The sequence below is a fragment of the Nonomuraea recticatena genome (assembly GCF_039533245.1).
Classification (GTDB): Bacteria; Actinomycetota; Actinomycetes; order Streptosporangiales; family Streptosporangiaceae; genus Nonomuraea; species Nonomuraea roseola.
Genome location: NZ_BAAATE010000003.1, coordinates 39,213 through 62,498, shown reverse-complemented (window position 1 = coordinate 62,498; position 23,286 = coordinate 39,213). Strand labels below are relative to the sequence as shown.

The following is a 23,286-nucleotide window of genomic DNA, read 5'->3' as shown; positions in this document are numbered from 1 at the left end:
AGACTTCCCATGTGAGCGATCTTGACGTTGCGTCGGTCTGCGACAGGTTCGGGCTCGGGCTGGCGGTGACGCCGGGATTGCGGGTCGCCGGCTACTACCACAACCAGGTCTGGCGGCTCGACACGATCACCGGCGCCTACGCGGTGAAGCGGCTGACCTGGGCGCCCTCCGCCGAGGCGATCGAGATCGAGCGCAGGGCGCTGGCCGCGGGGGTGCCGCTCCCCCCGCCCGTGCCCGAGACGGCCACCGGCCGCCACACGGTCGAGCTGGGCGGGGCGGTGGTGCGCGTGCACCGCTGGCTGGACGGCCGCGCGCCCGGCATCGACGACCTCACCCCCGCACTGTGCCGCCGCATGGGCGCCCTGCTGGCCACCGTCCACCACACAGGCTCCAGCGGCCCCCTTGGCCTCGGTGCAGGCTCGGACGGCACGCCTGCCCCAGGTGCAGTCTCAGGCGCCCTGGTCGACCCAGATGCAGGCGCAGGCGGCGCGCCCGCCCCCGGTGCAGGTGTAGGCGGTCTGCTCGACGGCGGTTCCGGGGAGCCTGGACGGCCGCTGGGCGGGGGTGGTGAGGAGCTCGCGCGGCTGCGAGCCGACACCGAGCGCCCCGCAGGTCTGGGCACCATGGTGGGCTCCCACGGCGACCTGCACCCGAAGAACGCCCTCCTGCGCGCCGACGGCAGCCTGGCGCTCATCGACTGGGACACCGCCGGCGCGTACGTCGCCGAGCAGGAGGCCGCGGGGGTCGCCCTCGACTGGTCGGCCAGGCTGGGCGGCGACGTCGACCTCGACCGCTTCGACGCCGTCGTCGAGGGCTACCGGTCGGGCGGCGGGGTGATCCCCTCCGAGCCGTGGGTGTTCGGCGGCTGGGTCCGCGGCTACCTGGACTTCATGCGGCGCGCCGGCACCGACGAGCGCGAGCAGACCCACGCACGGCTGAGCCTGCTCGCCGCGATCCTTCCCGACCTGGTCAAACGCCTGACGTAGCGGCTCGCTCCGCCCTTCTCGCCGTGATCGTCTCCACGCCCACCTGGTCGTCCGGCAGCGCGTCGGGCACGTCGGAGTCGAAGCGGGCCAGCCGTCCCACCCGCAGCGCCCCCGCGACCACCGCCAGCATGCCGACCGCGCACACCAGGTACAGCAGGGCGATCCCCCGCCCGGGTCCGACGCCGATCACCGCGCCCACCGTGGAGGCGAGCGCGCCGCCCTCGGCCATCAGCGGGTCGAACAGCGCGGCGCCGAGCGGCGCGACCAGTCCCATCCCGATCGGCAGCGTCGACCACGCGACGAGGGTGTTCAGCGCGAAGACCCTGCCGTGGTAGCGGTAGGGCACCTTGATCTGCACGATCAGCGAGTAGATGCCGTTCATGAGGGTCAGGAAGTACGTGATCGCGAACGCGCCCGCGCCGATCAGCGCCAGCGAGGGCGCGAGCCCGGTGAGCACGCTGCCCGCCGCGATCGCCACGGTGGCCAGCAGCACCCCTCTGAACCTGCGCCTGGCGGGGCCGCCCCACAGCGCCATGGTCAGCCCGCCGAGCAGCGCCCCGAGCCCTGTGACCACCGAGACCACGCTGACGTCACGCAGGGTGGCGAAGGACAGCACCAGCGGCGAGACCAGCAGCAGGAGCGGTGACAGGAAGATGTTGAGCACGGCGAACCAGCCGAGCATCGCCCGCAGGCCGCCCGAGTGCCAGGTGTAGGCGAAGCCCTGGCGGATCTCGGTGGCCAGCGGCTCGCGCGGCCTCCACGGCAGCGTGTCGGGGAAGCGGACGAGCAGGACCACGGCGAGGGCGAAGGCGTAGCTGATCACGTCGATGACCACGATGCCGCCGAGCCCGATCCAGGCCAGCAGCCCCGCCGCGATGAGCGGCACGATCAGCTGGGCGACGCCGTTGGTCATCTGGGTGACGCCGACGGCGTGTCCGAGGTAGCGCTTGGGCACCAGCTGCGGCACGGCCGAGGTGTAGGCCAGGCGCTGGAAGCTGGTGGCGACGGAGAGGGCGACGATCAGGGTGTAGATCTGCCAGAGCTGGAGGTCGCCGAAGAAGATCAGCCCTGCGAGCACCGCCTGGATGCCCGCCGCGCAGAGGTCGGCGACGACCAGCACCCTGCGCCTGTCGCCCCTGTCGACGATCGCGCCCGCCAGCGGTGAGATGAGCAGCCCTGCCAGGTTGAGCACGGCCAGGATGGAGAACTGCGTGACCGAGCCCGAGTCGACCAGGATCGTGATCGGCAGCGCCCATCCGGTGAGCGCCGACCCGATCATCGACAGCTGCTGTCCCGAGGCGATGGTGAGGAAGCGCCGCATGCTGGGCGCGATCTCGTCGCGCGAGGGCGCCGCGTCCGCGTCCGCCGCGGTGGAGACGGCGTGCACCCACCAGCTCCCCGTACGGTCACCCGCCTCGAGGCGCCGGTGGGTGCGCAGCACAGCGGCCAGCTCGTCGGCCCTGTAGCGCAGGAAGTAGTGGCCGCCCTCGTCCAGGACGACCAGCGCGGTGGTGTCGCTGAGGAAGCCCCACTCGGTGTAGCGCTCCTCGTAGTAGTCGGTCGCGGGGTCGCGCTCGCCGATCACCGAGATGATCGGGGCGCGCAGCCTGGGCCTGTCGTCGGCGTGGAAGAGCGAGGTGAAGTACTTCTCCGCGGCCTTGGAGTCGTGCCGCATGGTCGCGATGATGCGGTCGGCGACGCCGGGTTCGAGCTCCTCCAGGTCGACGCCGCGGGCCTTCAGCCTGTTGATGTCGGTCTGGCTGGAGCGCAGCCGGTCCATCAGTCCGAACCGCAGCCAGCCGCGCGGCCTGGCGAAGGGGAAGATCGCCCCGATGTAGAGCGCCTCGACCTCACGCCCCGCCTCCTCGACCCTTCTGGCCAGCTCGACGGCGAGCGCCGCGCCGACCCCGCAGTGCCCGTAGATCACCAGGGGGCCCTCGATGCGCAGGATCTCCTCGGTCGTCCTGGCCGCCAGCTCGTCGAAGTCCATCGGCTCCTCGTCCAGGCCGATGTCGTGGCCGGGGATGGCCAGCGCGTAGAGCGCCTGGTCGGCGGGGAGCGCGTCGGCCAGCGGCTGGTAGACGATGGCGCTGCCCGACCCGTACGGCACGCAGACGTAGCTGACCGTCGCGCTCCTCGGCGGGGTCAGCCGCTGGAGCAACGGCCTCGCGCCCTGCTCGGAGGAGGCGGCGAAGGCGGCCAGCTCCCGCACCGTCCTGTAGGTGAACACGTCGACCAGGCCGACGGGGCCGATCCCCGCCTTGCGCAGCTTCGCCACGACCTGGATGGCCAGCAGCGAGTGGCCTCCGAGGTCGAAGAAGTCGTCGTCGATCCCCACCCGTGGAGCGCCGAGCACCTCGGCCCAGACCTCGGCGACGACCCTCTCGGCCTCCGTCGAGGGAGGGGCGTAGACCGCGTCGGCCGACAGGACGGGCTCGGGCAGCGCCTTACGGTCGAGCTTGCCGTTCGGGGTGAGCGGCAGCGCCTCCATCCGGACGAACAGCGAGGGCAGCATGTACTCCGGCAGGAATCCCCTGATCGCGGCCCTGACCTGGGCGGGCTCGGACGGCCCTCCCACCAGGTAGCCGACCAGCTGGTCGGCGCGCACGACGACGACGGCCTCGGCGGCCCCCGCCTTCTCGCGCAGCGCCGTCTCGATCTCGCCGAGCTCGATCCGCAGGCCGCGCAGCTTGACCTGGTCGTCGAGGCGGCCGAGGAACTCGATGGTGCCGTCGGGCAGCCAGCGGGCGGCGTCGCCGGTGCGGTAGCGCCCGCCGGAGAACCTCTCGGCGGTCAGCGCGGGGCGGTCGTGGTAGCCGAGCGCGACGCCGACGCCGCCGATGTGCAGCTCGCCCGGCACGCCGACGGGGACCTGCGCGCCGTGCCTGTCCAGGACGTGCAGGGTGATGTTCTGGATGGGTGAGCCGATGGGCACGGTGGCCCGCCCCTCGAGCCGCTCGAGGGTGCACTGCCATGACGAGACGTCGATGGCCGCCTCTGTCGGGCCGTAAAGGTTGTGCAGCTCGGCCGGCAGCGTCCGCAGGCAGCGCACGGCCAGGTCGACGGGCAGCTCCTCGCCGCTGCAGATGATCGTGCGCAGCGAGGCGCAGGTGTCCACGCCCTCCTCGGCCAGGAACACCGCCAGCATGGACGGCACGAAGTGCAGCGTGGTGACGCGCTCGGAGTTGATCAGGTCACGCAGGTAGGCGGGGTCGCGGTGGCCGTCGGGCGCGGCCAGGACGAGACGGGCTCCGGAGATCAGCGGCCAGAAGAACTCCCACACCGAGACGTCGAAGCCCGCGGGGGTCTTCTGCAGCACCACGTCGTCGGCGGTGAGCCGGTAGCGCTTCTGCATCCAGTCGAGGCGGTTGACGATGCCGCGGTGGCCGTTGGGGACGCCCTTCGGCTTGCCCGTCGAGCCCGAGGTGTAGATCATGTACGCCGCCTCGCCCTGGGCGACGTCGGGTGGCGCGGTGGGCAGGCCGTCCCAGACCTGGGGGTTGTCGAGCGGCAGGATGGTCGCGCCGCCCGAGGCCAGCAGCGGGATCAGCGCGCTCTGGGTGAGCACGACGGGCGCGGCGGCGTCGGCCAGCATGAACGTCAGCCTGTCCTGCGGGTACGACGGGTCGAGCGGCACGTAGGCGGCGCCCGCCTTGAGGATGCCGAGCAGGCCCGCGACGAGTTCGAGCGAGCGCTCGGCGCAGATGGCGACCAGCCCGCCCGCGCCGAGCCTCGCGAGCCTGTGCGCGATCTGGTTGGCGCGCTCGTCGAGCTGCCTGTAGGTCAGCGACTGGCCCTCGAAGGTGACGGCCACCGCGTCGGGGGTCCGCGCCACCTGCTCCTCGACCAGGGCGTGCAGGGTCAGGTCTGGGAAGTCGGCCGCCGTCGCGTTCCACGCCTCGATCTCGGAGACGTCGCCGAGGGAGAGGCGGCTCACCGGCGTGGAGGGGTCGGTGACGGCCGCTCTGAGCAGCGCCTCGAAGTGGCGTGCCGTCCTGGCGATCGTGGGGGCGGAGAACAGCGTGGTCTTGTAGGTGAACGCGCAGGCCAGCCCCTCGCCGCTGGGGACGACGTAGAGCTCGAGGTCGTGGCGGGCCGAGCCGGGGCGCAGCGGGAAGTCGTCCTCGCCCGCCGCCAGGTCGTGCAGCGAGAACAGCGCGTCGACCAGCGGCTGCCTGCTCGGGTCGCGCGGGACGCCGAGCGCCTCGACCAGCTTGGCGAAGGGCAGCTCCTGGTGGTCGAGGGCGTCGACGACCAGCTCTCTCGTCCTGCCGAGCAGGTCGGCGAAGCTCGGGTCGTCCTCCAGGTCGGCGCGCAGCACGAGCGTGTTGACGAACATGCCGACCACGTCGTCCAGCTCGGGGCGCGTCCTGCCTGCCACGGGGGTGCCCACGGCCACGTCGTCCTGGGCCGAGAGCCTGGCCAGCAGCACATGGAAGGCGGCCAGCAGGGTCATGAACGGCGTCGCCCCGTGACTCCTGCCGAGAGCGGTCACGCGCTCGACCAGCTCGGGGTCGAGCTCGTGCACGTGGGTGGCCCCTTCGAGGCACTGCGCGGCGGGCCTCGGCCTGTCGAGGGGCAGCTCGACGCGCGGCAGCCCGTCGAGCCGTCCGATCCAGTAGGCCAGCTCGCGCTCGAAGGAGCGCTCGCTCTGCCACAGCGCGACGTCGCCGTACCTGACGGCCGGCGCCTCCCGGCTCTCGCCCCTGTAGAGCGCCAGGAGGTCCCGCATGAGCAGCTGCGCCGACTGCCCGTCGGCCACGATGTGGTGCACCAGCAGCGCGAGCACGTGCTCTGCACCCCCGATGGACACCGCGAGCGCCCTGAGCAGCGGCCCCTCCGCCAGGTCGAGCGGCACCGCGGCGGCCGCGTCGATCAGAACCAGCGCCTCCTCGTCGTCGGCCGCCGTGGCGAGCGCGAGCGGCGCCTCGCTCTCCTCGGCCACGTGGACGGCGGGCAGGCCGTCCTCGCTGGTGGGAAAGCGGTGCCGCAGGCTCTCGTGCCTTCTCGGCAGCTCGTCGAGCGCTGCGCGCAGGCGCTCCTCGTCGAGCGGGCCGCGCAGCCGTACCGCGGTGGTGAGGGTGTAGGTGGCGGTGCCTGGCGTGAGGTGCTCCATGAACCACAGCGGCTCCTGGGCGGGGGCCAGGGGAGGCTGACTGCCCTCGGGGCGGCGGGGGATGCTCTCGGCCGCCTTCGCGCCTTGCAGCCTGCGTCGCAGCAGCTCCCTCTTGGCTCCGGACAGATCCACGGCGGACATCAGCTCAGCCCTTCGACGGCGGCCTTGAGTGCGTGCATGAAGAGTGCGGCCTCCCGGCCGTTGATCAGCCGGTGGTCGTAGGCCAGGCCGATGTCGGCGCCGCCGTCCTCCCCCGGGGCGGTGACGGCCAGCGCGCAGGCGGTGCCGGGGAAGACGATCGGGATCGCCATGACCACGTCCCCCTCGGTGTGCAGGGTGACGACGAAGTTGGCGCCGCTGAGGTCGGAGGGCCTGAAGTCGCCGGTGGTGGCGGCCAGGCGGTGGCGCATCAGTGCGCCGGCCAGCTCCTTGGTGGTACGGCCGCCCGCGTCGTGCAGCACGGGCACGTAGAGGCCCTCGCCGAGGTCGAGCGTGACGCCGATGTCGGCGGTCCTGGACAGGCGGATCCGGTCGCCCTCGAGGGTGGCGAAGAAGAGCGGGAAGCGCTCGTGCAGCCCCGCCACGGCCTGGACGAAGATCTCCGCCAGCCCGACAGGGCGTCTGACGGCCCTGGTCTCGGCCTTGGCGTGCTCGATCGCCCCCGCCAGGTTCATGCGGACGGCCAGGTAGGCGGCGGGGATGGTGCTGTGGGACAGTTCCACGGCCCTGGCGACGGCCCGCTGCACCTTCGGCAGGTCGCGCACGTGGCCGAGGAGCCGTTCGAGGTCGGCCTTCCTGACGACCTTGAGCCCGAGCTCCCTGAGCTGCTCGCCGGTGACGCCGTGCTCGTCGGCGAACGCCTGGGCGGGGGCGGTGACCAGAGGCAGGCCGTCCCGCGCCACCGAGGGCTCGGGCTGCCCGGCTGCGGCGGGCGGCGGGGCAGGCTCGGGCCGCGCGACCGCCGCGTCTCCGCCGATCGTGGCGATCACCTGGGCGGGACGGCACCAGGCGCCCGCGGCCACCCGGTGGCGCAGCACGCCCGTGGCGTCGGCGGGCAGTTCCTCCGCCGCCTTGGAGGTCTCGACCAGGGCGACCAGGTCGTCCTCGTGGACCGAGTCCCCGTCCTGGACCAGCCACTCCACCAGCAGGTACTCGCTGTCGTTGGTGTTCAGCTTCGGCACGCGCAGCTCAGCCACGGAGCGTCTCCATGATCACGCGATGGACCGTCCGCTCCGAGACCAGCACCGACTCCTCCAGGTGGGCGGCGGTGGGGATGACGGAGTCGGCGGAGTGGACGAGGGTGACGGGGCCTGCCAGCCGTCCCCAGTGCCGCTGGTGGATCTGGTGGGCGACCTCGGCGCCCCAGGTCCCGCCCGCGGTGCTCTCCTCCACGACGAAGACGCGCCGCGCGTCGGGGAGCTCCACGTCGAACGGGTACAGGCGGGAGGGCACCACCAGCGTGCAGACGATCTCCTCCTCGAGCAGCAGCGAGCGCATCGCCGCCAGCACCATGGGGGCGCTGCCTCCTGGCGCGACGACCACGCAGTCGGGACGCTCGTCGAGGAAGGCCCTCGCCACGCCGTTCTCGACCGCGAGGGAGAACGGCTCGGGCACGGCGTGCATGGGCCTGGTGTAGAGGACCTTGTCCTCGAACAGGACGCAGGGCTCCTCGCGCGCCAGCATCTCGGTGAGGACCGCGAGGTTGTCGTGGAAGGGCGACATCTCGTACAGCGCCAGGCCGGGGATGCCGACGAAGTGCTTCTGCAGGCTCTGGCTGTGCGTGGGGCCGTAGCCCCTGCCGCCGCCGACAGGGCAGCGCACGACCATGCGCATGGGGACGCGGGAGCCGTACATGGAGACGGACTTGGCGGCGAAGTTCAGGAGCTGGTCGAAGGCGAGCGTGGCGAAGTCGCCGAACATGATCTCGACGATCGCCGCGTCGCCCGACAGCGCCAGGCCCGCGGCGACGCCGGTGATGGCGCTCTCGCTGATCGGCGTGGACATCACTCTGCCGGGGAAGCGGGTGGACAGCCCTCGGGTGATCTTGAAGGCGCCGCCGTAGGGGTCGGCCACGTCCTCTCCGAGCAGGTAGAGGTTCCGCTCGGCCGCCATCAGCTCGTGGAGCGCCGCGTTGAGGTTCTCCGCGACCCTCATCGCGCCTCCCACCGTGACAGCGGACGGGCGATCACGTCGGCGGCGACCGCCTCGATCCTCGACACGGCCGCTGCTTCGAGCCGGTCGAGCCGCGGGGAGGCGTACTTGTCCCGCCAGTCGACGCCGACGGCGTGCGCGGGCCTGGTGTCGTCGCCCTTGCTGTGCGGTCCGAGCCTGTGGGTGACGAACTCCACCACGGCGGGCCTGCCCGCCCGCACGCCGGAGACGAGCGGCGCGAGCCTGGCCCTGATGTCGTCCACGTCGGCGCCCTCGACCAGCTCGTGCGGGAGGCCGAAGGCCGCGGCGCGCCCCGCGATCGTGCCCGCCAGGTGCTTGTCGGTGGGCGTGGACTGGGCGATGCCGTTGTTCTCGACCACCACCAGCAGGGGCAGCGCCCAGAGCGCGGCCAGGTTCAGCGCCTCGTAGACCGCGCCCTCGCCGAACGTGCCGTCACCGACGTAGGCGCAGGCCAGGCGGCCGGGCTCGGCGCGCTTGAGATGGAGCGCGACGCCCGCTGCCACCGGCAGGCTCTCCCCCTGGACGCCGGTGGACAGGTAGCGGTCGCGGCGGATGTGCTGGCTGCCGCCCACCCCTGCGCACACCGCGCCCTCGCGGCCCATGATCTCGGCCAGCAGGCCCTCGGGGTCGTCGAAGCGGGCCAGGTAGTGGCCGTGTCCCCGGTGGTTGCTGAAGACGTGGTCGGCCGGGTCGAGCAGCCCCTCCATGGCGACAGGGACGTACTCCTGCCCGAGGCAGGTGTGGGTGGTGCCGTTGAGCAGGCCCCTGCCGTACAGGTCGAGGAGGGTGCGCTCGAAGGCGCGGATCACGAGCATGCGGGAGAGGTCGGCGTCGATCACCGCCTGATCACTCCGATGACGCCCGCGATGGTCGGGTTGTCGAAGAAGTCGTCCAGCTCGACCTCGACGTCCAGGCGCTTGCGCATGCGGGCGATGATCTGCGTGATCGTGAGGGAGTGCCCGCCCAGGTCGAAGATGTCGTCGTACGGCTCGATCGGCGACAGCTGGAGCACCTCCTCCCAGATCGCGGTGATGCCGGCGAGGAGCGGATCGCCCTCGACCCGCCGTTCCTGTCCCGAGTCGGCGGCCACGGGCGCGGGGGCGGGCTGAGGGGCCTGCGTCGTGCTCAGCGGGCGGGAGAGATCTCCCGACAGCCAGGAGCGCAGGTCGGCCACGACCCGTCCGGGATCGGGCAGCTCGTCGGGGTCGTGGCGGAGGCTGGCGACGAGCCCGGAGGGCCTGTCGAGGAGCTGGAGCTGCAGGGCGCCCCGCACGGCCTGGTTGAAGGCCAGCCACTCCACACGATCGTCGTGCCCTCCGCGCCGGTAGCTGACCGACACGGGTGCGAGCGCGGCGTGCGGCCTCAGCCCGGGGATCGCTCTGGCGAGGGGGACCTGCCGGTGCCGGTAGACCTCGCGCAGCTCGGCCCGCAGCGCCAGGGCGAACCGCCCGAAGGGGGTCCCGTGCTCGGGGGCGGAGAAGACGGGCAGCTCGGTGACGAAGGGCCCGATGTGGCCCTCCTGGCCGGGGGTGCGGGTGGACAGGTCGATCGCCGTGACGGGGGCGGCGTTGCCGTACGAGGCGAGGACGGCGTGCACCGCGGCGAGCACCACCTCGAACCTGGTCAGCCCCTCGGCCTCCGGCACGTCGAGCGAGAACTCCAGCACGCGCCCCGGGCTCGCGCGCCGCGAGCGCAGCACTCCCCCTGGCACCACCACCTCCTCGGGCGCGCGCCATCTGGAGGCCCAGAAGGCGCGAGCCTCCTCAGCGGGCGCCTCGCTCGGCGCGAGAGGGGGTAGCGGGGGCAGGACCTCGCCCCTGTAGAGCGCCAGCAGGTCGGCGACGAGCACCTCCTTGGACTGACCGTCGAAGACCGCGTGGTGCGCCTCGACTCTCAGCTCGTCGCCCTGCAGCGCGAACCTGACGAGCGGTCCCTTGGCCAGGTCGAAGGGGCCCTTCACCTCCTCACGCGCGAGGTAGGGCGGTTCGGCGGCGGGCACCAGCGACGGCAGGCCGTCGCGCTCCTCGAAGGCCGCGCCCAGCAGCGGATGCCGTTCGACCAGTGCGGCGACCGCCTTGGTCAGCGCCCCCTCGTCGACGGGCGCCTCGAACCTGATCACCAGCGGCATGTGGTACGCCGACCAGGCACCCGCCCGCTCGTTGATCCAGATCCCGTGCTGGGCGGGTGACACCTCAGTCATGCCTCAACCTCCGCTTGTCGACCTTGCCGCCTTGGTTGCGCGGCAGGGCGTCGAGGGTGACGAGCCTGGCGGGCAGCTCGTGCGGGGCCAGCCGCCCCTTCAGGAAGATCCGCAGCTCCTCGTGGGCCACGGGGCCGACCACCGCCACCTCGACGGCCTTGCCGAGCGTGGGGTGCGGCACACCGTACGCGGCCGCCTCGACCACGTCCGGATGCTGGTGGACGACGTCCTCCACGTGGATCGTCGACACCTTGTAGGCGCCCGACTTGATCACGTCGCTCTCCCTGTCGACCAGGTAGAGGTAGCCGTCGTCGTCGAGGTAACCGAGGTCGCCCATCCGGACCCAGCCGCCTCTGAACACCTCGCCGCTGGCCTGCGCGTCGCCGTAGTAGGTGCGGGTGACGGCAGGCGAGCGCATCCACACCTCGCCGGTCACGCGGGGTGGCAGCGGGTCGCCCTTGGCCGTCGCGATCTTGACGGCGCCGCCCGAGGCGGGCCGCCCGACGCTCGCGGGCCTGTCAGGGTCGAAGAGCATCACGGTCTGGGCGGGCGCCGCCTCTGTCGAGGTGTAGTAGTTGGCGATCGTGGCGTTGCCGAAGGCGGCGCCGAGGTCGACGGCGACCTGCGAGGGCAGCGGCGCCGCGGCCGAGCCGAGCAGCAGCACGCTCGACAGGTCGTGCTTGTGGTGGACGCGGGCGGAGAGCATCTCGATGGCCATGGCCGGCACGAGGAAGACCGTGCCCGCCCTGTGGTGCTCGATCAGCCCGGCGAACCTGCCGGGGGTGAATCTGGGTAACGTCACGACCTGCGGATGGGCGTCCAGAGCGTTGACGAGCATCCACTGGCCCGCGTTCGTGCCGATCGGGAAGGCGTGCGCCAGGTGCGCGCTGTGCATGAAGGGCCTGCGCCTGCCGCCGCAGCCGTAGGCCAGGTTGGCATGGCTGGCCGCGACGCCCTTGGGCCTGCCCGTGGTGCCGGAGGTGTAGAGGATCTGGGCGAGGTCGCGCGGGCGCGGAGGGTCGGGTGCCGAGCCCTCCGCGAAGGGTAACGCCCCTGGGCGCAGCGTCCTGGACGCGCCGCAGTGCGCCAGCATCGTCTCCACGTCGGCGCCGGCCAGCCGGTCCGACAGAGGGACGGCCACGGCCCCCGCCCTGACCACGCCGAGGAAGGCGACCGCGTACTCCAGCCAGTCGCCGTTGCCGAACACCAGGCCCACCCGGTCGCCGGGCTCGACGCCGAGCCCCGCCGCGAGGCCCGCGGAGCGGCGTTCCCACTCACCGAAGGTCAGCGACCCGGCACCGTGGACGGTCATCGCCACCCGCTCGGGGTCGGCCTTGGCCCGCTCCCGCAGCAGATCAGGAAGGGTCACGCTCACGACAGACCCCCGAAAATACTGATAAGAAACTTTCCTTACCCACCGGACGGCCGACAGTCTTACACGGTCACGGGGAGGTGACAAGAGCGCAAACCCCGTGTTTATCGGGCCTTGCGGGCAGGTCAAGATCCGTGGTTGACTCCCGAACAGTTAAGAACCTTTCCAGATTCGGGGGAAGGGCTAGTGACGCTTTCGTCCGCCCAGGAGCGCCTGTGGTTCCTCCATCGGCTCGATCCTGACGACCCCTCGTACAACACCGCCTACGCCTACAGGCTGCGCGGAGAGCTCGACCTCACCAGGCTGGAGGCGGCCTTCACCGCCGTCGCCGCCCGGCACGACGCGCTGCGCAGCCGCTTTCCCGAAGTGGACGGGCGCCCCGTGGCGGTCGTCGAGCCTCCAGGCCGCATCGCCTTCGAGGTGGTCGAGGGCGATCCGGACAAGCTGGTGTCCGAGCGCACCAACGCCCCCTTCGACCTGGCAGGGCGACCTCCCTTCAGGGTGAGCGTCATCCCGCTCGGGCCGCGCGAGCACGTCCTGTGCGTGGTGCTGCACCACATCAACGGCGACGGCTGGTCGTTCAACGTGCTGCGCGAGGAGGTCGCCGCCTGCTACGCGGGCAGGCCGCTGCCCGCCGCCCCTCCCCCGTTCAACCCCGCCCCTCGTGACTTCGCGGCCGAGGAGGAGTGGTGGGCCGAGCGGCTGGCGGGGGCGCCGGTGCTGGAGCTGGCCACCGACAGGCCGCGCCCTCCGCAGCGCGGCACGGCGGGCGGCGAGGTGCTGTTCAGGCTGGCTCCCGAGCTGGTCGCCGGGGTGGCCGAGCTGGCCAGGAGCGCGCGGTGCACGCCGTACATGGTGCTGCTGGCCGCCTACCAGGTGCTGCTGGCGCGGCACAGCGGACAGGACGACTTCTGCGTGGGCACGCCCTCGGCGGGGCGGACGAGCACCGAGCTGGAGCGGGTGGTCGGCTACCTGTCGACGATGCTGGTGCTCAGGTGCGACCTGTCGGGCGAGCCGAGCTTCGCCGAGCTGCTCCGCCGGACGAGGAAGACCGTGCTGCAGGCGCTGGCGCACCAGGAGGTGCCGTTCGAGCGGCTGGTCGGCGCGCTCGGCCTCCAGCGCGACCTCAGCAGGACCCCGCTGTTCCAGACCATGTTCGCGCTGCACACGCAGGGCGAGATCGCCGATCCGCTGCCGGGCCTGGAGGCCGAGCCGTTCCCGCTGGGCTGGCATCCCGCGCGCTTCGACCTGTCGCTCGACCTGTACGCCGAGGACGACGGCGGCCTGCTCGGGGTGGCCATCTACAGCGAAGAACTGTTCGAGCGCGCGACCGCCGAGCGCATGATGGAGCGCTTCGCCGTCCTGGTCTCGTCGATCGTGGCCGATCCGTCGTCGCCGGTCGCCGAGCTGGAGCTGACCCCTGCCTCCGAGCGCGCCCTGCTGGCCTCGTGGAACGACACGGCCGCGGAGCTGCCGCCCCTCACCCTCGTCGACCTGGTGCTGGAGCGCGCTGACGTCTGTCCTGACGCGGTCGCGGTGGTCTGCGGCGACACCACGCTGACCTACCGCGAGCTGACAGAGAGGGCGGCGGTCCTGGCGGGCGCGCTCGCCGAGCGGGGCGTCGGCACGGGCTCCCTGGTCGCGGTACGGCTCTCGCGCGGTCCTGACATGCTGGTCGCGCTGCTCGGCGTGGCCATGGCGGGCGCCGCCTACCTGCCGGTGGACCCCGACTACCCGCAGTCCCGCGTCTCCTACGTGCTGGAGGACTCGGGCGCGGCGCTCGTCCTCACCGACGAGCTCCCCTCGGGAGCGCCGCACGTCGTCAGACCGCGCCCCGACGACACCGCCTACGTGCTCTACACCTCGGGCTCCACGGGCCGCCCCAAGGGCGTGGTCGTCCCGCACAGGGCGCTGACGAACTTCCTGCTCGCGATGCGTTCGCTCGTGGGGTCCACGCCCTCCGACGTCTGGCTGGCGCTCACCTCGCTCTCCTTCGACATCTCCGCGCTGGAGCTGTACCTGCCGCTCGTCACGGGGGGCACGGTGGTCATCGCCGACGCCGACACCGCCCGCGACGGCGCCGCGCTGTCGCGGCTGATCACGACGACGGGCGTCACGCACGTCCAGGCCACGCCCTCGGGCTGGCGGGTGCTGCTCACAGGGGAGCTGCCCCCGGTGACCGCGCTGGCGGGCGGCGAGCCGCTGCCGCCGAAGCTGGCCGCCGAGCTGCGCTCGCGCGTCGGCAGGCTCGTCAACATGTACGGCCCGACCGAGACGACCATCTGGTCCACCGCGTGGGAGGTGCCCTCCGATCCCGCCAGGGTGACGATCGGCCGCCCGATCGCCAACACGACCGTCCACGTCGACGCGCCCCTCGGCGTCCCGGGCGAGCTGCTGATCGGCGGCGCGGGCCTGGCCACCGGCTACCTGGGCAGGCCCGACCTGACCGCCGAGCGGTTCACCGAGCACGCGGGCGAGCGCGTCTACCGCACGGGTGACCTGGTCCGCTGGCTGCCCGACGGCACGCTGGAGTTCCTCGGCAGGACCGACAACCAGGTGAAGCTGCGCGGCCACCGGGTCGAGCTGGGCGAGATCGAGGCGGTACTGGAGTCGCGGCCCGGCGTGCGGCAGGCCGTCACCGCCGTCCGCGACGACCTGCTCGTGGCCTACGTCGTCGGCGAGGCGGAGGGGCTGAGGGAGCACGCCGCCGCCCAGCTGCCCGGCTACATGGTGCCCTCGGTGGTTGTGGAGCTCGACGCCCTGCCCCTCACGCCCAACGGCAAGGTGGACCGCAAGGCCCTCCCCTCGCCCGAGGCGTCGGCGGTCCCGGCCTCCACTCCGCCGAGGACGCCGCACGAACTGCTGGTCGCACGGGTCTTCGCCGACGTGCTCGGCGTCACGGAGGTCGGCGCGGAGGACGACTTCTTCGCGCTCGGCGGGCACTCCCTGCTGGCCACCGTCGTCACCTCCCGCCTGCCGGGACGGGTGCCCGTCCGCGAGCTGTTCCTGCGCCCGACCGTCGAGGCGATGGCCGCCCTTCTCGACGCCGCGCAGGACTCCCCAGGCCCCGCCGATGACCGGCCTCGCCCGCGTCCCCAGGGCGCGGCCGTCCCGCTCTCCCGCTCCCAGGAGCGGCTGTGGTTCCTGCACCGGCTCGACCCCGGCGACGCCGCCTACAACATGTGGATCGTGCGCCGCCTGCGCGGCCCGCTCGACGTGGCGGCGCTGCGCCTGGCCGTGGACGCGCTGGCCGCCAGGCACGAGAGCCTGCGCACGCGCTTCCCCGAGGTGGACGGCGTGCCCGTGGTCGTCGTCGAGCCCCCTGGCCCGGTGCCCTTCGAGATCGTCGCGGGCGAGCCCGAGCGGCTGGTGGCCGAGCGCGTCAACGCCCCCTTCGACCTGGCCTGCGCCCCCCCGTTCAGGGTGACGCTCGTCCCCGCCGGCCCCGAGGACCACGTGCTGTGCGTCGTGCTGCACCACATCCTCGGCGACGGCTGGTCGCTCAACATCCTGATCGACGAGCTGGCCCTCCTCTACTCCGGCGAGCGGCCGCCCGAGCCGCCCCTGCAGTTCGGCGACGTCGCCCGCTGGCAGCTCGGCCAGGACTCCATGGACGACTACTGGAGGGAGCGGCTCGCGGGTCAGCCGCCCCTGAACCTGCCCACCGACAGGCCGCGCACCGGCGCGCCGCGCCAGGCCGCCTTCCACACGTTCACGCTGCCGGTCGAGGCGGTCAGCAGGACGCGGGGCGCGACGATGTTCATGACGCTGATGGCCGCCTACCAGGCGGTGCTCGCAGCGCAGAGCGGCCTGACGGACGTCTGCGTGGCCACCGTCACCTCGGGCCGCGACGACGCCCTCCTGGAGGGCGTGGTCGGCTACTTCGCCGACACGCTCGTGATCCGCGGCGACCTGACAGGCTCGCCCACCTTCGGCGAGCTCGTGGAGCGGACCCGCGCCACGGTCGTGGACGCCTTCGCGCACCAGGGAGCGCCGCTGGAGCGCGCGCCCTCGTTCGAAACGATGGCCATCCTGCACACCCAGGACGCGGGCCGCGCGCCCGCCGCCTTCGCCGGGCTGGAGGCCGCGCCGTTCCCCCACGGGTTCGCGCAGGTCAAGTTCGACCTAATGCTGGAGGCCTGGCAGGACCCCGACGAGCTGCTGCTCGTCCTGTCCTACGACGCCGCCCTGTTCGACGCGGACACGGTGCAGGCACTGGCCCGCAGGCTGGAACGCCTCCTGCGCCAGGACCCAGATCTGCCGCCCCAGCTGCTGTCCCCCGACGACCTCGCCCTGCTGCGCGCGTGGGGGCGGGGTCCCGCACCGAGCCGGCCGGTTCCTCCCGCTTCCCTCTCCGACCGGCCCTCACCGGTCACGCGGGAGGGACCGGTCCCATCACCAGGATCCTTCGACGCGCCGACCGTGCCCGACAGGGTGGCGCGGGCCGTCCTCGGGCACGCGGGGCTGCCCGCGGTGGGCGATCTCGACTACGCCTCGTTCGACCTGCGGGTCACCGAGCTGGCCGGGCTCCTCCAGAGCAAGGGGGTACGGCGGGGCGACCTGGTGGGCGTCTGCCTCGGCCGGGGCGTCGACGCCGTCGCCGCGCTGCTCGCGGTGTGGCGAGCGGGCGGCGCCTACCTGCCGCTCGACCCCGCCCACCCGACCGCCCGCCTGGCGCACCTGCTGACCGACAGCGGCGCGACGCTCGTGCTCACCTCGCCCGACCTGGTCGACCGGCTGCCGCAGGGCACCCCGCTGGCCCATACCTGCGAGCCTGGCGCGCCCCTCACCCCCGTGCCGCCCGCCGAGATCGCCTACGTGCTGTACACCTCTGGCTCGACGGGCGAGCCCAAGGGCGTCGTCGTCGACCACCGCAACCTGGCCGCCCGCGTCGACTGGATGGCGGAGGAGTACGGCCTGCGTCCGGGCGACAGGGTGGTGCAGTTCGCCTCGCTCGGCTTCGACACCCACGCCGAGGAGATCTATCCCGCGCTGTCCAGCGGCGCCCACGTCGTCGTCCTGCCCGACGGCGCGCTCAGCCTGCCCGACCACCTCGAGGGCGTGACGGTCCTCGACCTGCCCACGGCCTACTGGCACCACCTCGTCGACCAGATCGACGCGGTCGCCTGGCCCTCGACGCTGCGCCTGGTGATCCTCGGCGGCGAGCAGGCGCACGCCTCCGCGGTGGCCCGCTGGCACGAACGCTTCGGCCCGGGCGTCAGGCTGGTCAACACCTACGGCCCGACGGAGACCACCGTCATCGCCACGGCCACCACGCTCGACGCCTCGCGTGGCGTGCCGCCCATCGGCCGCCCGATCGCCGCCACCACCGCCTACGTGGTCGACGCCGCAGGGCGCCTGGTCCCGCCCGGCGCTCCTGGCGAGCTGTGCGTCGGAGGGGAGGGTGTGGCCCGCGGGTATCTCGGCCGCCCCGACCTCACCGCGGACCGCTTCGTGCCCTTCACCGGCGACAGGATCCTCCTTACCGCGACCGACGCCCCACGGGACAGCGCCCACGAGCGGGTCTACCGGACCGGCGACAGGGTCAGATGGCGGCCCGACGGGCAGCTGGAGTTCCTCGGCCGCCTCGACGACCAGCTGAAGATCAGAGGTCAGCGGGTCGAGCCCGGCGAGGTCGAGGCCACGCTCATGACCCACCCCGACGTCGGCGCCGCCGCGGTGACGGCGAAGGGCGAGACGCTGGTCGGCTACGTCGTGGGCGAGGCCGACCTCGGCGAGCTGCGCGACCACGCGGCCGCGACGCTGCCGCCGTACCTGGTGCCCACGCGGTGGGTGCGCCTCGACGCGCTTCCGCTGACCCCCAACGGCAAGGTGGACAGGGCCGCGCTCCCGGAGCCCGAGGCGGCCAGGGCGGAGTACAGGGCGCCGGACGGCGACGCCGAGCATCTGGTGGCGGCCGTCTTCGCCGAGGTCCTCGACCTGGAGAAGGTGGGGGCGCACGACGACTTCTTCGCGCTCGGCGGGCACAGCCTGCTGGCCGTCCGCGTGGTGGCCAGGATCAGGGCCGCGATCGACCTGGACGTCCCGATCAGAGCGCTGTTCGCGAGCCCGACGGTCGAGGGCCTGGCCGGGACGGTCGAGGACCTGCTGGTGGCGGAGCTGGACCAGATGTCCGACGAGGAGGCCGAACGCCTCGCCAGGGAGCTGACATGATCAAGGAAAGACTCGCCGAGCTGGTCGAGGAGTCCTCCGACGGCGCGCTGACCGCGCAGGAGGCCCTGCGGGCGACCGTGCCGCTGTCGGCGCTCGGCCTGACCTCCGTGGGGCAGATGCGGCTCATCGACGCGATCGAGAGCGAGTTCGGCGTCGAGGTCGATCTCACGGAGGACGGGCTGGAGTTACTCGACGACCTGGACCTGCTGGCCGGACGCCTGTCCAGCCGATGATCGTCGAGTTCGCCGGTCCCGACGAGGGAACCGCGCCGCTGACGTGGGGCCAGCGGGCGATCTGGGAGGCGATCCTGCACACCGAGCCCGACGATCACTACTTCAACTTCGACAGGGTGGTGAAGGTCCCAGGCGACAGGAGCGTGCCCGAGGTGCTCGCCGCCGTGGGGGCGCTGGTCGAGCGGCACGGCTCGCTGAGGACCAGACTGGGGGCGCGGCGGGAGCCGTACCAGAGGCTGGAGAGGACGGGACGGCTGCCCGTCACGTTCGGCGCGCCGGCGGCCACCAGGTTCGACTACGAGCGCGAGTGGCCGCTGCGGGTGGGCCTGACGACCGACGGCGACAGGGTCACCCACGTCACGCTGCTGTTCTGCCACCTGGCCGCCGACGGGGCAGGAGCCGAGGTCGCGGTACGCGACCTGCGCATGCTGCTGCTGGGCAGGCCGCCGTCCGCGCCCGCGCCGCGAGCGCTCGACCTGGCCCTCTGGCAGCAGGGCGAGCAGGGACGGCGGGTCGCCACGGCCGCCGCCGCGCACTGGGAGCGCGAGCACCGGCGGATCGCGGCCACCATGTTCCCCACGCCCGTGAAGGGCTCGGACCCGCCGATCTGGCGCGCCCTGCTCCACTCGCCCGCGCTCGACCTGGCCGTACGCTCGATCGCCGCCGCCCACGGCGCCTCCACCTCGACGGTCCTGCTCGCGGCGGTGGCCGAGCTGGCGGGGCGCCACACGGGCCAGGAGATCAGCGCGGTGCTGCCGATCGTGAGCAACAGGTTCAGGCGCGACACCATGGCCGTCGTCAGCACGCTGGCCATGGAGGGCCTGTTCACGCTGGAGGTGGGCCTGCCCTTCGCCGAGGCGCTGAGGGCGGCGGGTCCGGCCGCTCTGCGCGCCTACCGCAGCGCCTATCACGACCCCGCCGACCGGGCCAGGATCGTCCGGGCGGAGAGCGCGCGGCGCGGCGAGCGGGTGCACCCGCACTGCTGCTTCAACGACCTGCGCTTCGCCGATCCCGGACCCGCCGCGTGCGAGCCAGACGAGATCGAGAAGGCGCGGGCGCAGACCACGCTGACCTGGCCGCTGAGCCAGGACAACCTCGACTGCCGCTTCTGCGTGCACGTCACCACGGAGGGCGTCTCGCTGACCGCCGACACCCGCTACCTGTCCAGGCCGGACATCGAGCGCTACCTGCTCGACCTGGAGTCCCTGCTAGTGGGGACGGCTACCGCATGACCGTGCGCGCCTACGCTCTCGCGACCTCCCTCGCCCAGGGCGAGACGCTGGAGTTCGTGCTCGACCGTCCCTCGCCCGTGGTCGTGAGCGACGCCACCGACGACCGCGTCGTCCACACGGGGCCGGCCGGCGCCCGCTGGTCGCTGGAGATCCCCCGCGAGTGGCCGAGCTCGCTCTACGTGGCCCGCTTCGGCCCCGCCGAGCCGTGGCCCCGCTCGCTGCCGGGCGGGGCGCCCTGTCCCGACAACGAGGTCCACTTCGTCGTCCGGGAGGCAGAGCCGACCGCGCCGATCCTGGTCAGCGTGCCTTTCACCACCTGGCAGGCCTACAACAGGGCGGGCGAGCCCGACCAGAGCGTCTACTGGACCGAGTCGCCCACCCGCGCCTCCACGGTCAGCTTCGACCGGCCGGGCGGCGGCCCGCCGCCCGAACGCTGGGAGGAGGGCCTGACGCGCTGGCTGCGTCCGGCGGGCTACGAGGTGGCCTACTGCTCCAACCTCGACCTGCACGACGGCCTCGGCCTGCTGTCCCGCCACCGGCTGCTGGTGGTCAACGGGCACGACGAGTACTGGTCGGCGGGCATGCGCGACGCCGTCGAGGAGTTCGTGCGGCGAGGCGGCAACGTGGCCTTCTTCTCCGGCAACACCGCCTGGTGGCAGATCCGGCTGGAGGACGGCGGCCGCACCATGGTCTGCCACCGCGACCCGCTGTCCGACCCCGTCGCCGACCCGCGCCTGGCCACGGTCGAGTGGTCGGCGGCCGGCCGCCCCGAGAACACGCTGACCGGCGTCAGCTTCAGGGCGGGCGCGGGGGCGTGGGGCGAGCACATGCCGCGCATGCTCGAGGAGTCCTACACCGCCCGCTTCGCGGGGCACTGGGCCTTCGAGGGCACGGGACTGACCGACGGCGACAAGTTCGGCCAGGGCTGCCTTGGCTACGAGACCGACGCCGCCGAGTACGAGGAGGTGCGCGGCGTGCCCAGGGCGAACTCCCTGGACGGCACGCCGTCCAGCTTCGTCGTGCTCGCCACCGCCGACCTGCGGCACTGGAGCGCCTACGGCCAGGGCGGCGCGGCCACCATGGGCGTGTTCACCAGCGGCCTCGGCACCGTCTTCACCTCGGCCACCGTCAACTGGGGCAACACCCTGCACGACCCCGTCGTGGAGCGCGTCACCCGCAACGTCCTCGACCGGCTGTCGGGCGAGCGCCGACCTTCGTGGGAGGTGATCGGCCCCGTCGCGGACGTGCGGGGTCTCGCGGTGCTCGGACGCGTCCTCCACGCCGTGGACGGCTCGGGTGCGCTGCTGTGCCGTGAGCTGTGCGGCCAGAACCTGTCCTGGCAGCCGCTGTCGGGCCCCTCGGAGGTCAGGGCCCTGGTCGTGCCCCGGGAGGCGGCCGGCGGGATGGGCGTCGGCCTGTACGGCGTGACGTCCTCGGGCGCCCTGGTCGCCAGGGAGGACGACGGCTGGCGCCGCGTCGGCCCCGCTCCCGCGGACGCGGTCGGCCTCGCGGTCGCGGACTGCGCGTTCTACGTCGCGACAGGGGACGGCGCGCTGTGGCGGCTGCCCTTCGGGGCGGCGGAATGGGAGCCCGACGGCCTCTCGACGGGCGCGGTGTCACTGGCCGGCATGAACGGCAGGCTCTTCTCCCTCGACGACGCGGGCGCGCTCCACACCCGGGTCCCGGGAAGACCGTGGGAGGCGTACGGCACGGCGCCCGGCCGCGCGCTCACCGCCCACGCGGGGCTCCTCGTCACGGCGGGACCCGGTGACCCACTGCGCCTGCACCGGATCCGCCCCCCGCACCCGCCCAAGGCTCAGGAGGCGGGAGGAAAGCTCGTCGGCCCGTAGAGGGCGTGCGGGGCTCCCGTGGACATCGCCCAGTAGCGGTCGCCGTAGGACCAGTGCCACCACTCGGTCGGGTAGTTGACCAGCCCCACCGACTCCAGCGCCGCCACGAGGATCTCGCGGTTCGCCCTGGCCTGCGCGGAGATGGTGGCCGCGGCCGTGTAGCACGCGCCCTCGCTCTCCTCGGGGTTGTCGTTGACCGCCGTGCCCATGTCGTGCTCCACCCCTTCGGGCGAGCACAGCGTCAGGTCGACGGCGGCCCCCGCCGTGTGCGGGGCGACCTCGACGGGCGAGACGTACCTGCTGGCCGCCGCGTGCGCCTCGTCGGCCGACAGGTCGGGGAAGTCGATGAGCAGCCGCGTCCTGTACTCCTCGAAGTACGTGCGCTGCGTCGTGATCGGCCGGTAGCCCTCGACGATCAGCAGTTCGTAGCCCTCGGGCAGCGCCACCTTCTCCAGACGCTCCAGCAGCCCCGAGCGCAGGTGCGCGTAGGCGCCGTCCACGTCGGCCAGCCGCGAGTCGACCCGCAGCCTGCCCCGGACGTCCACGAGCGGCTCCCCGCACTCGCGCACGGGGATGGCAGCCACCCTGGGATCAGAGATCAACACGATGTCGCGCATAGTCGAAAATTCTCACACAGTGTCAGAGAAAACCTGTTCACGGGCCTGCTCCAGCGCGGCGACCAGCGCGCCTCTCAGCACCGGGTTGCCCGCCACCGCCGTGGCGGCCACGCGCGGCTGGCTCGGGCACACCTTGGCGACGGCCTGCTCCACCCGCTCGGCAAGGGCGGGGCCTCCCGCGCGGCCGAGGTCGCCGCTGAGCACGATCAGCCCGGGGTCGAGCACCACGGCGACGGCGGCCACCCCGACGGCCAGCCGTCCCGCCACCTCCTTCAGGTAGGCGTCGTTGCCTGTGGCGGTGGCCGTACGGACCTGGTCGGCGGCGGTGGCGCCCGCGACGCCGTAGATGTCGGCCAGGCCGGCCAGCGCCTCCTGGCCGACCAGGCGCTGGAAGGAGCCCGACTGCGGGTGGGAGACGTCGACGGGCAGCGGCTCGCCCGGCACGGGCAGCCAGCCGATCTCGCCCGCGCCGCCGGTGATGCCCCTGTGCAGGCGTCCGCCGAGCATGACGCCCAGACCCTGCCCCACACCCGCCCAGACGACGGCGAAGTCGTCGTGGCCCACGGCGGCGCCGTGGCGGTGCTCGGCCAGCGCGACGAGGTTGACGTCGTTCTCGATCGTGACCGAGGCGCCGAGCCGCTCGCGAAGGCTGGCCAGCACGCCGACGTGCCAGGTGGGCAGGTCATAGGAGAAACGCACGTCGCCGGTGCGCGGATCGACCACGCCCCTGGTGCCGATGACGAAGGCGCGCAGCTGGGACATGCCGATATGGGCGGTGTCGCAGGCCCTCTGGACGGCGTTGCGCACCGTCCTGACCGGGTCGCGCCCGTCGGAGGGGTCGACAGTGACCTCGACCACGATTTTCCCTGTGATGTCGGCCACACCCACGGTGATGCTCTCGGGCAGCACCTCCAGGCCCGCGACGTACGCGCTGGAGGGAACGACGCCATAGAGCGCGGCGTGAGGACCCCTGCCTCCCGCGCGCTGCCCCGCCACCTCGACCAGGCCCCTGTCCTCCAGTCGGGACAACAGCTGGCCTGCGGTTACCTTGGAGAGCCCTGTGCGTTCCCCCAGCTCAGCACGGGTGAGTGGCCCCTCGGAAAGAAGGAGTTCCAGCGCCGTGCGGTCGTTCAGTCTGCGCAACAACTGCGGGGTTCCCGGGTTCCGCGCCATGGACGCCCCTCCTCTCGTCACGATCCGCTAACGCCCGTTTCTTTTAAGAAAGTTTCTTGTTAGTTTAGCAGCAGTCAACCGAGGCCGGCGATCAAGGCTTCGGTGATCTCTACGGCATCGAATGAGCGCAACCCCCGACGCGTTAGCCGGGAAGGGAGAAC

General features: G+C 72.8%; 13 protein-coding genes. 5 read left to right on the top strand and 8 right to left on the bottom strand.

Annotation, left to right across the window (positions count from 1 at the left end):
- The first annotated feature begins 11 nt into the window (after nt 1-11).
- Nucleotides 12-986, top strand: a complete 975-nt coding sequence (locus ABFX50_RS06575; protein WP_346144173.1) for a phosphotransferase enzyme family protein — start codon at nt 12-14, stop codon at nt 984-986.
- On the opposite strand, the gene ABFX50_RS06570 is transcribed toward ABFX50_RS06575, so the two are convergent.
- From ABFX50_RS06570 to ABFX50_RS06545, 6 genes are read right to left on the bottom strand one after another with little or no spacing between them, the layout of a single operon-like run.
- Nucleotides 970-6,243 (bottom strand): non-ribosomal peptide synthetase/MFS transporter, encoded by a 5,274-nt coding sequence (locus ABFX50_RS06570; protein ID WP_346144171.1) that lies wholly within the window; start codon nt 6,241-6,243, stop codon nt 970-972. The genes ABFX50_RS06575 and ABFX50_RS06570 overlap by 17 nt on opposite strands.
- Nucleotides 6,243-7,298, bottom strand: a complete 1,056-nt coding sequence (locus ABFX50_RS06565) for a 2-oxo acid dehydrogenase subunit E2 (RefSeq protein WP_346144169.1) — start codon at nt 7,296-7,298, stop codon at nt 6,243-6,245. The genes ABFX50_RS06570 and ABFX50_RS06565 overlap by 1 nt, the downstream gene beginning before the upstream one ends.
- A complete protein-coding gene (locus ABFX50_RS06560; protein ID WP_183657559.1) occupies nt 7,291-8,256 on the bottom strand; it encodes an alpha-ketoacid dehydrogenase subunit beta in 966 nt (321 codons plus the stop codon). Before ABFX50_RS06560 ends, ABFX50_RS06565 begins: the two co-directional genes overlap by 8 nt.
- Nucleotides 8,253-9,113, bottom strand: coding sequence for a thiamine pyrophosphate-dependent enzyme (locus ABFX50_RS06555; RefSeq protein ID WP_346144166.1), 861 nt, complete (start codon nt 9,111-9,113; stop codon nt 8,253-8,255). Before ABFX50_RS06555 ends, ABFX50_RS06560 begins: the two co-directional genes overlap by 4 nt.
- The gene (locus tag ABFX50_RS06550; RefSeq protein WP_346144164.1) at nt 9,110-10,474 is read right to left on the bottom strand and encodes a condensation domain-containing protein; all 1,365 of its coding nucleotides are present in this window, start codon (nt 10,472-10,474) and stop codon (nt 9,110-9,112) included. The genes ABFX50_RS06555 and ABFX50_RS06550 overlap by 4 nt, the downstream gene beginning before the upstream one ends.
- The gene (locus ABFX50_RS06545) at nt 10,467-11,849 is read right to left on the bottom strand and encodes a class I adenylate-forming enzyme family protein (protein WP_346144162.1); all 1,383 of its coding nucleotides are present in this window, start codon (nt 11,847-11,849) and stop codon (nt 10,467-10,469) included. Before ABFX50_RS06545 ends, ABFX50_RS06550 begins: the two co-directional genes overlap by 8 nt.
- 183 nt (nt 11,850-12,032) lie before the next feature.
- Here ABFX50_RS06545 and ABFX50_RS06540 point away from each other — a divergent pair, with 183 nt between their 5' ends.
- Genes ABFX50_RS06540 through ABFX50_RS06525 form a run of 4 tightly spaced genes read left to right on the top strand, consistent with a single transcriptional unit; the run spans nt 12,033 to nt 21,335 of the window.
- Nucleotides 12,033-18,020 (top strand): amino acid adenylation domain-containing protein, encoded by a 5,988-nt coding sequence (locus ABFX50_RS06540; protein WP_346144160.1) that lies wholly within the window; start codon nt 12,033-12,035, stop codon nt 18,018-18,020.
- Complete coding sequence (locus ABFX50_RS06535) at nt 18,017-18,253, top strand: acyl carrier protein (protein WP_346130382.1); 237 nt, start codon at nt 18,017-18,019, stop codon at nt 18,251-18,253. The genes ABFX50_RS06540 and ABFX50_RS06535 overlap by 4 nt, the downstream gene beginning before the upstream one ends.
- A complete protein-coding gene (locus ABFX50_RS06530) occupies nt 18,250-19,485 on the top strand; it encodes a condensation domain-containing protein (RefSeq protein ID WP_346144157.1) in 1,236 nt (411 codons plus the stop codon). Before ABFX50_RS06535 ends, ABFX50_RS06530 begins: the two co-directional genes overlap by 4 nt.
- The gene (locus ABFX50_RS06525) at nt 19,482-21,335 is read left to right on the top strand and encodes a N,N-dimethylformamidase beta subunit family domain-containing protein (protein WP_346144155.1); all 1,854 of its coding nucleotides are present in this window, start codon (nt 19,482-19,484) and stop codon (nt 21,333-21,335) included. The genes ABFX50_RS06530 and ABFX50_RS06525 overlap by 4 nt, the downstream gene beginning before the upstream one ends.
- On the opposite strand, the gene ABFX50_RS06520 is transcribed toward ABFX50_RS06525, so the two are convergent.
- Complete coding sequence (locus ABFX50_RS06520) at nt 21,302-21,952, bottom strand: M15 family metallopeptidase (RefSeq protein WP_346144153.1); 651 nt, start codon at nt 21,950-21,952, stop codon at nt 21,302-21,304. The two genes, ABFX50_RS06525 and ABFX50_RS06520, sit on opposite strands and share 34 nt — an antisense overlap.
- Nucleotides 21,953-21,964: 12 nt before the next feature.
- Complete coding sequence (locus ABFX50_RS06515) at nt 21,965-23,125, bottom strand: ROK family transcriptional regulator (RefSeq protein WP_346144151.1); 1,161 nt, start codon at nt 23,123-23,125, stop codon at nt 21,965-21,967.
- Nucleotides 23,126-23,286: the final 161 nt, after the last annotated feature.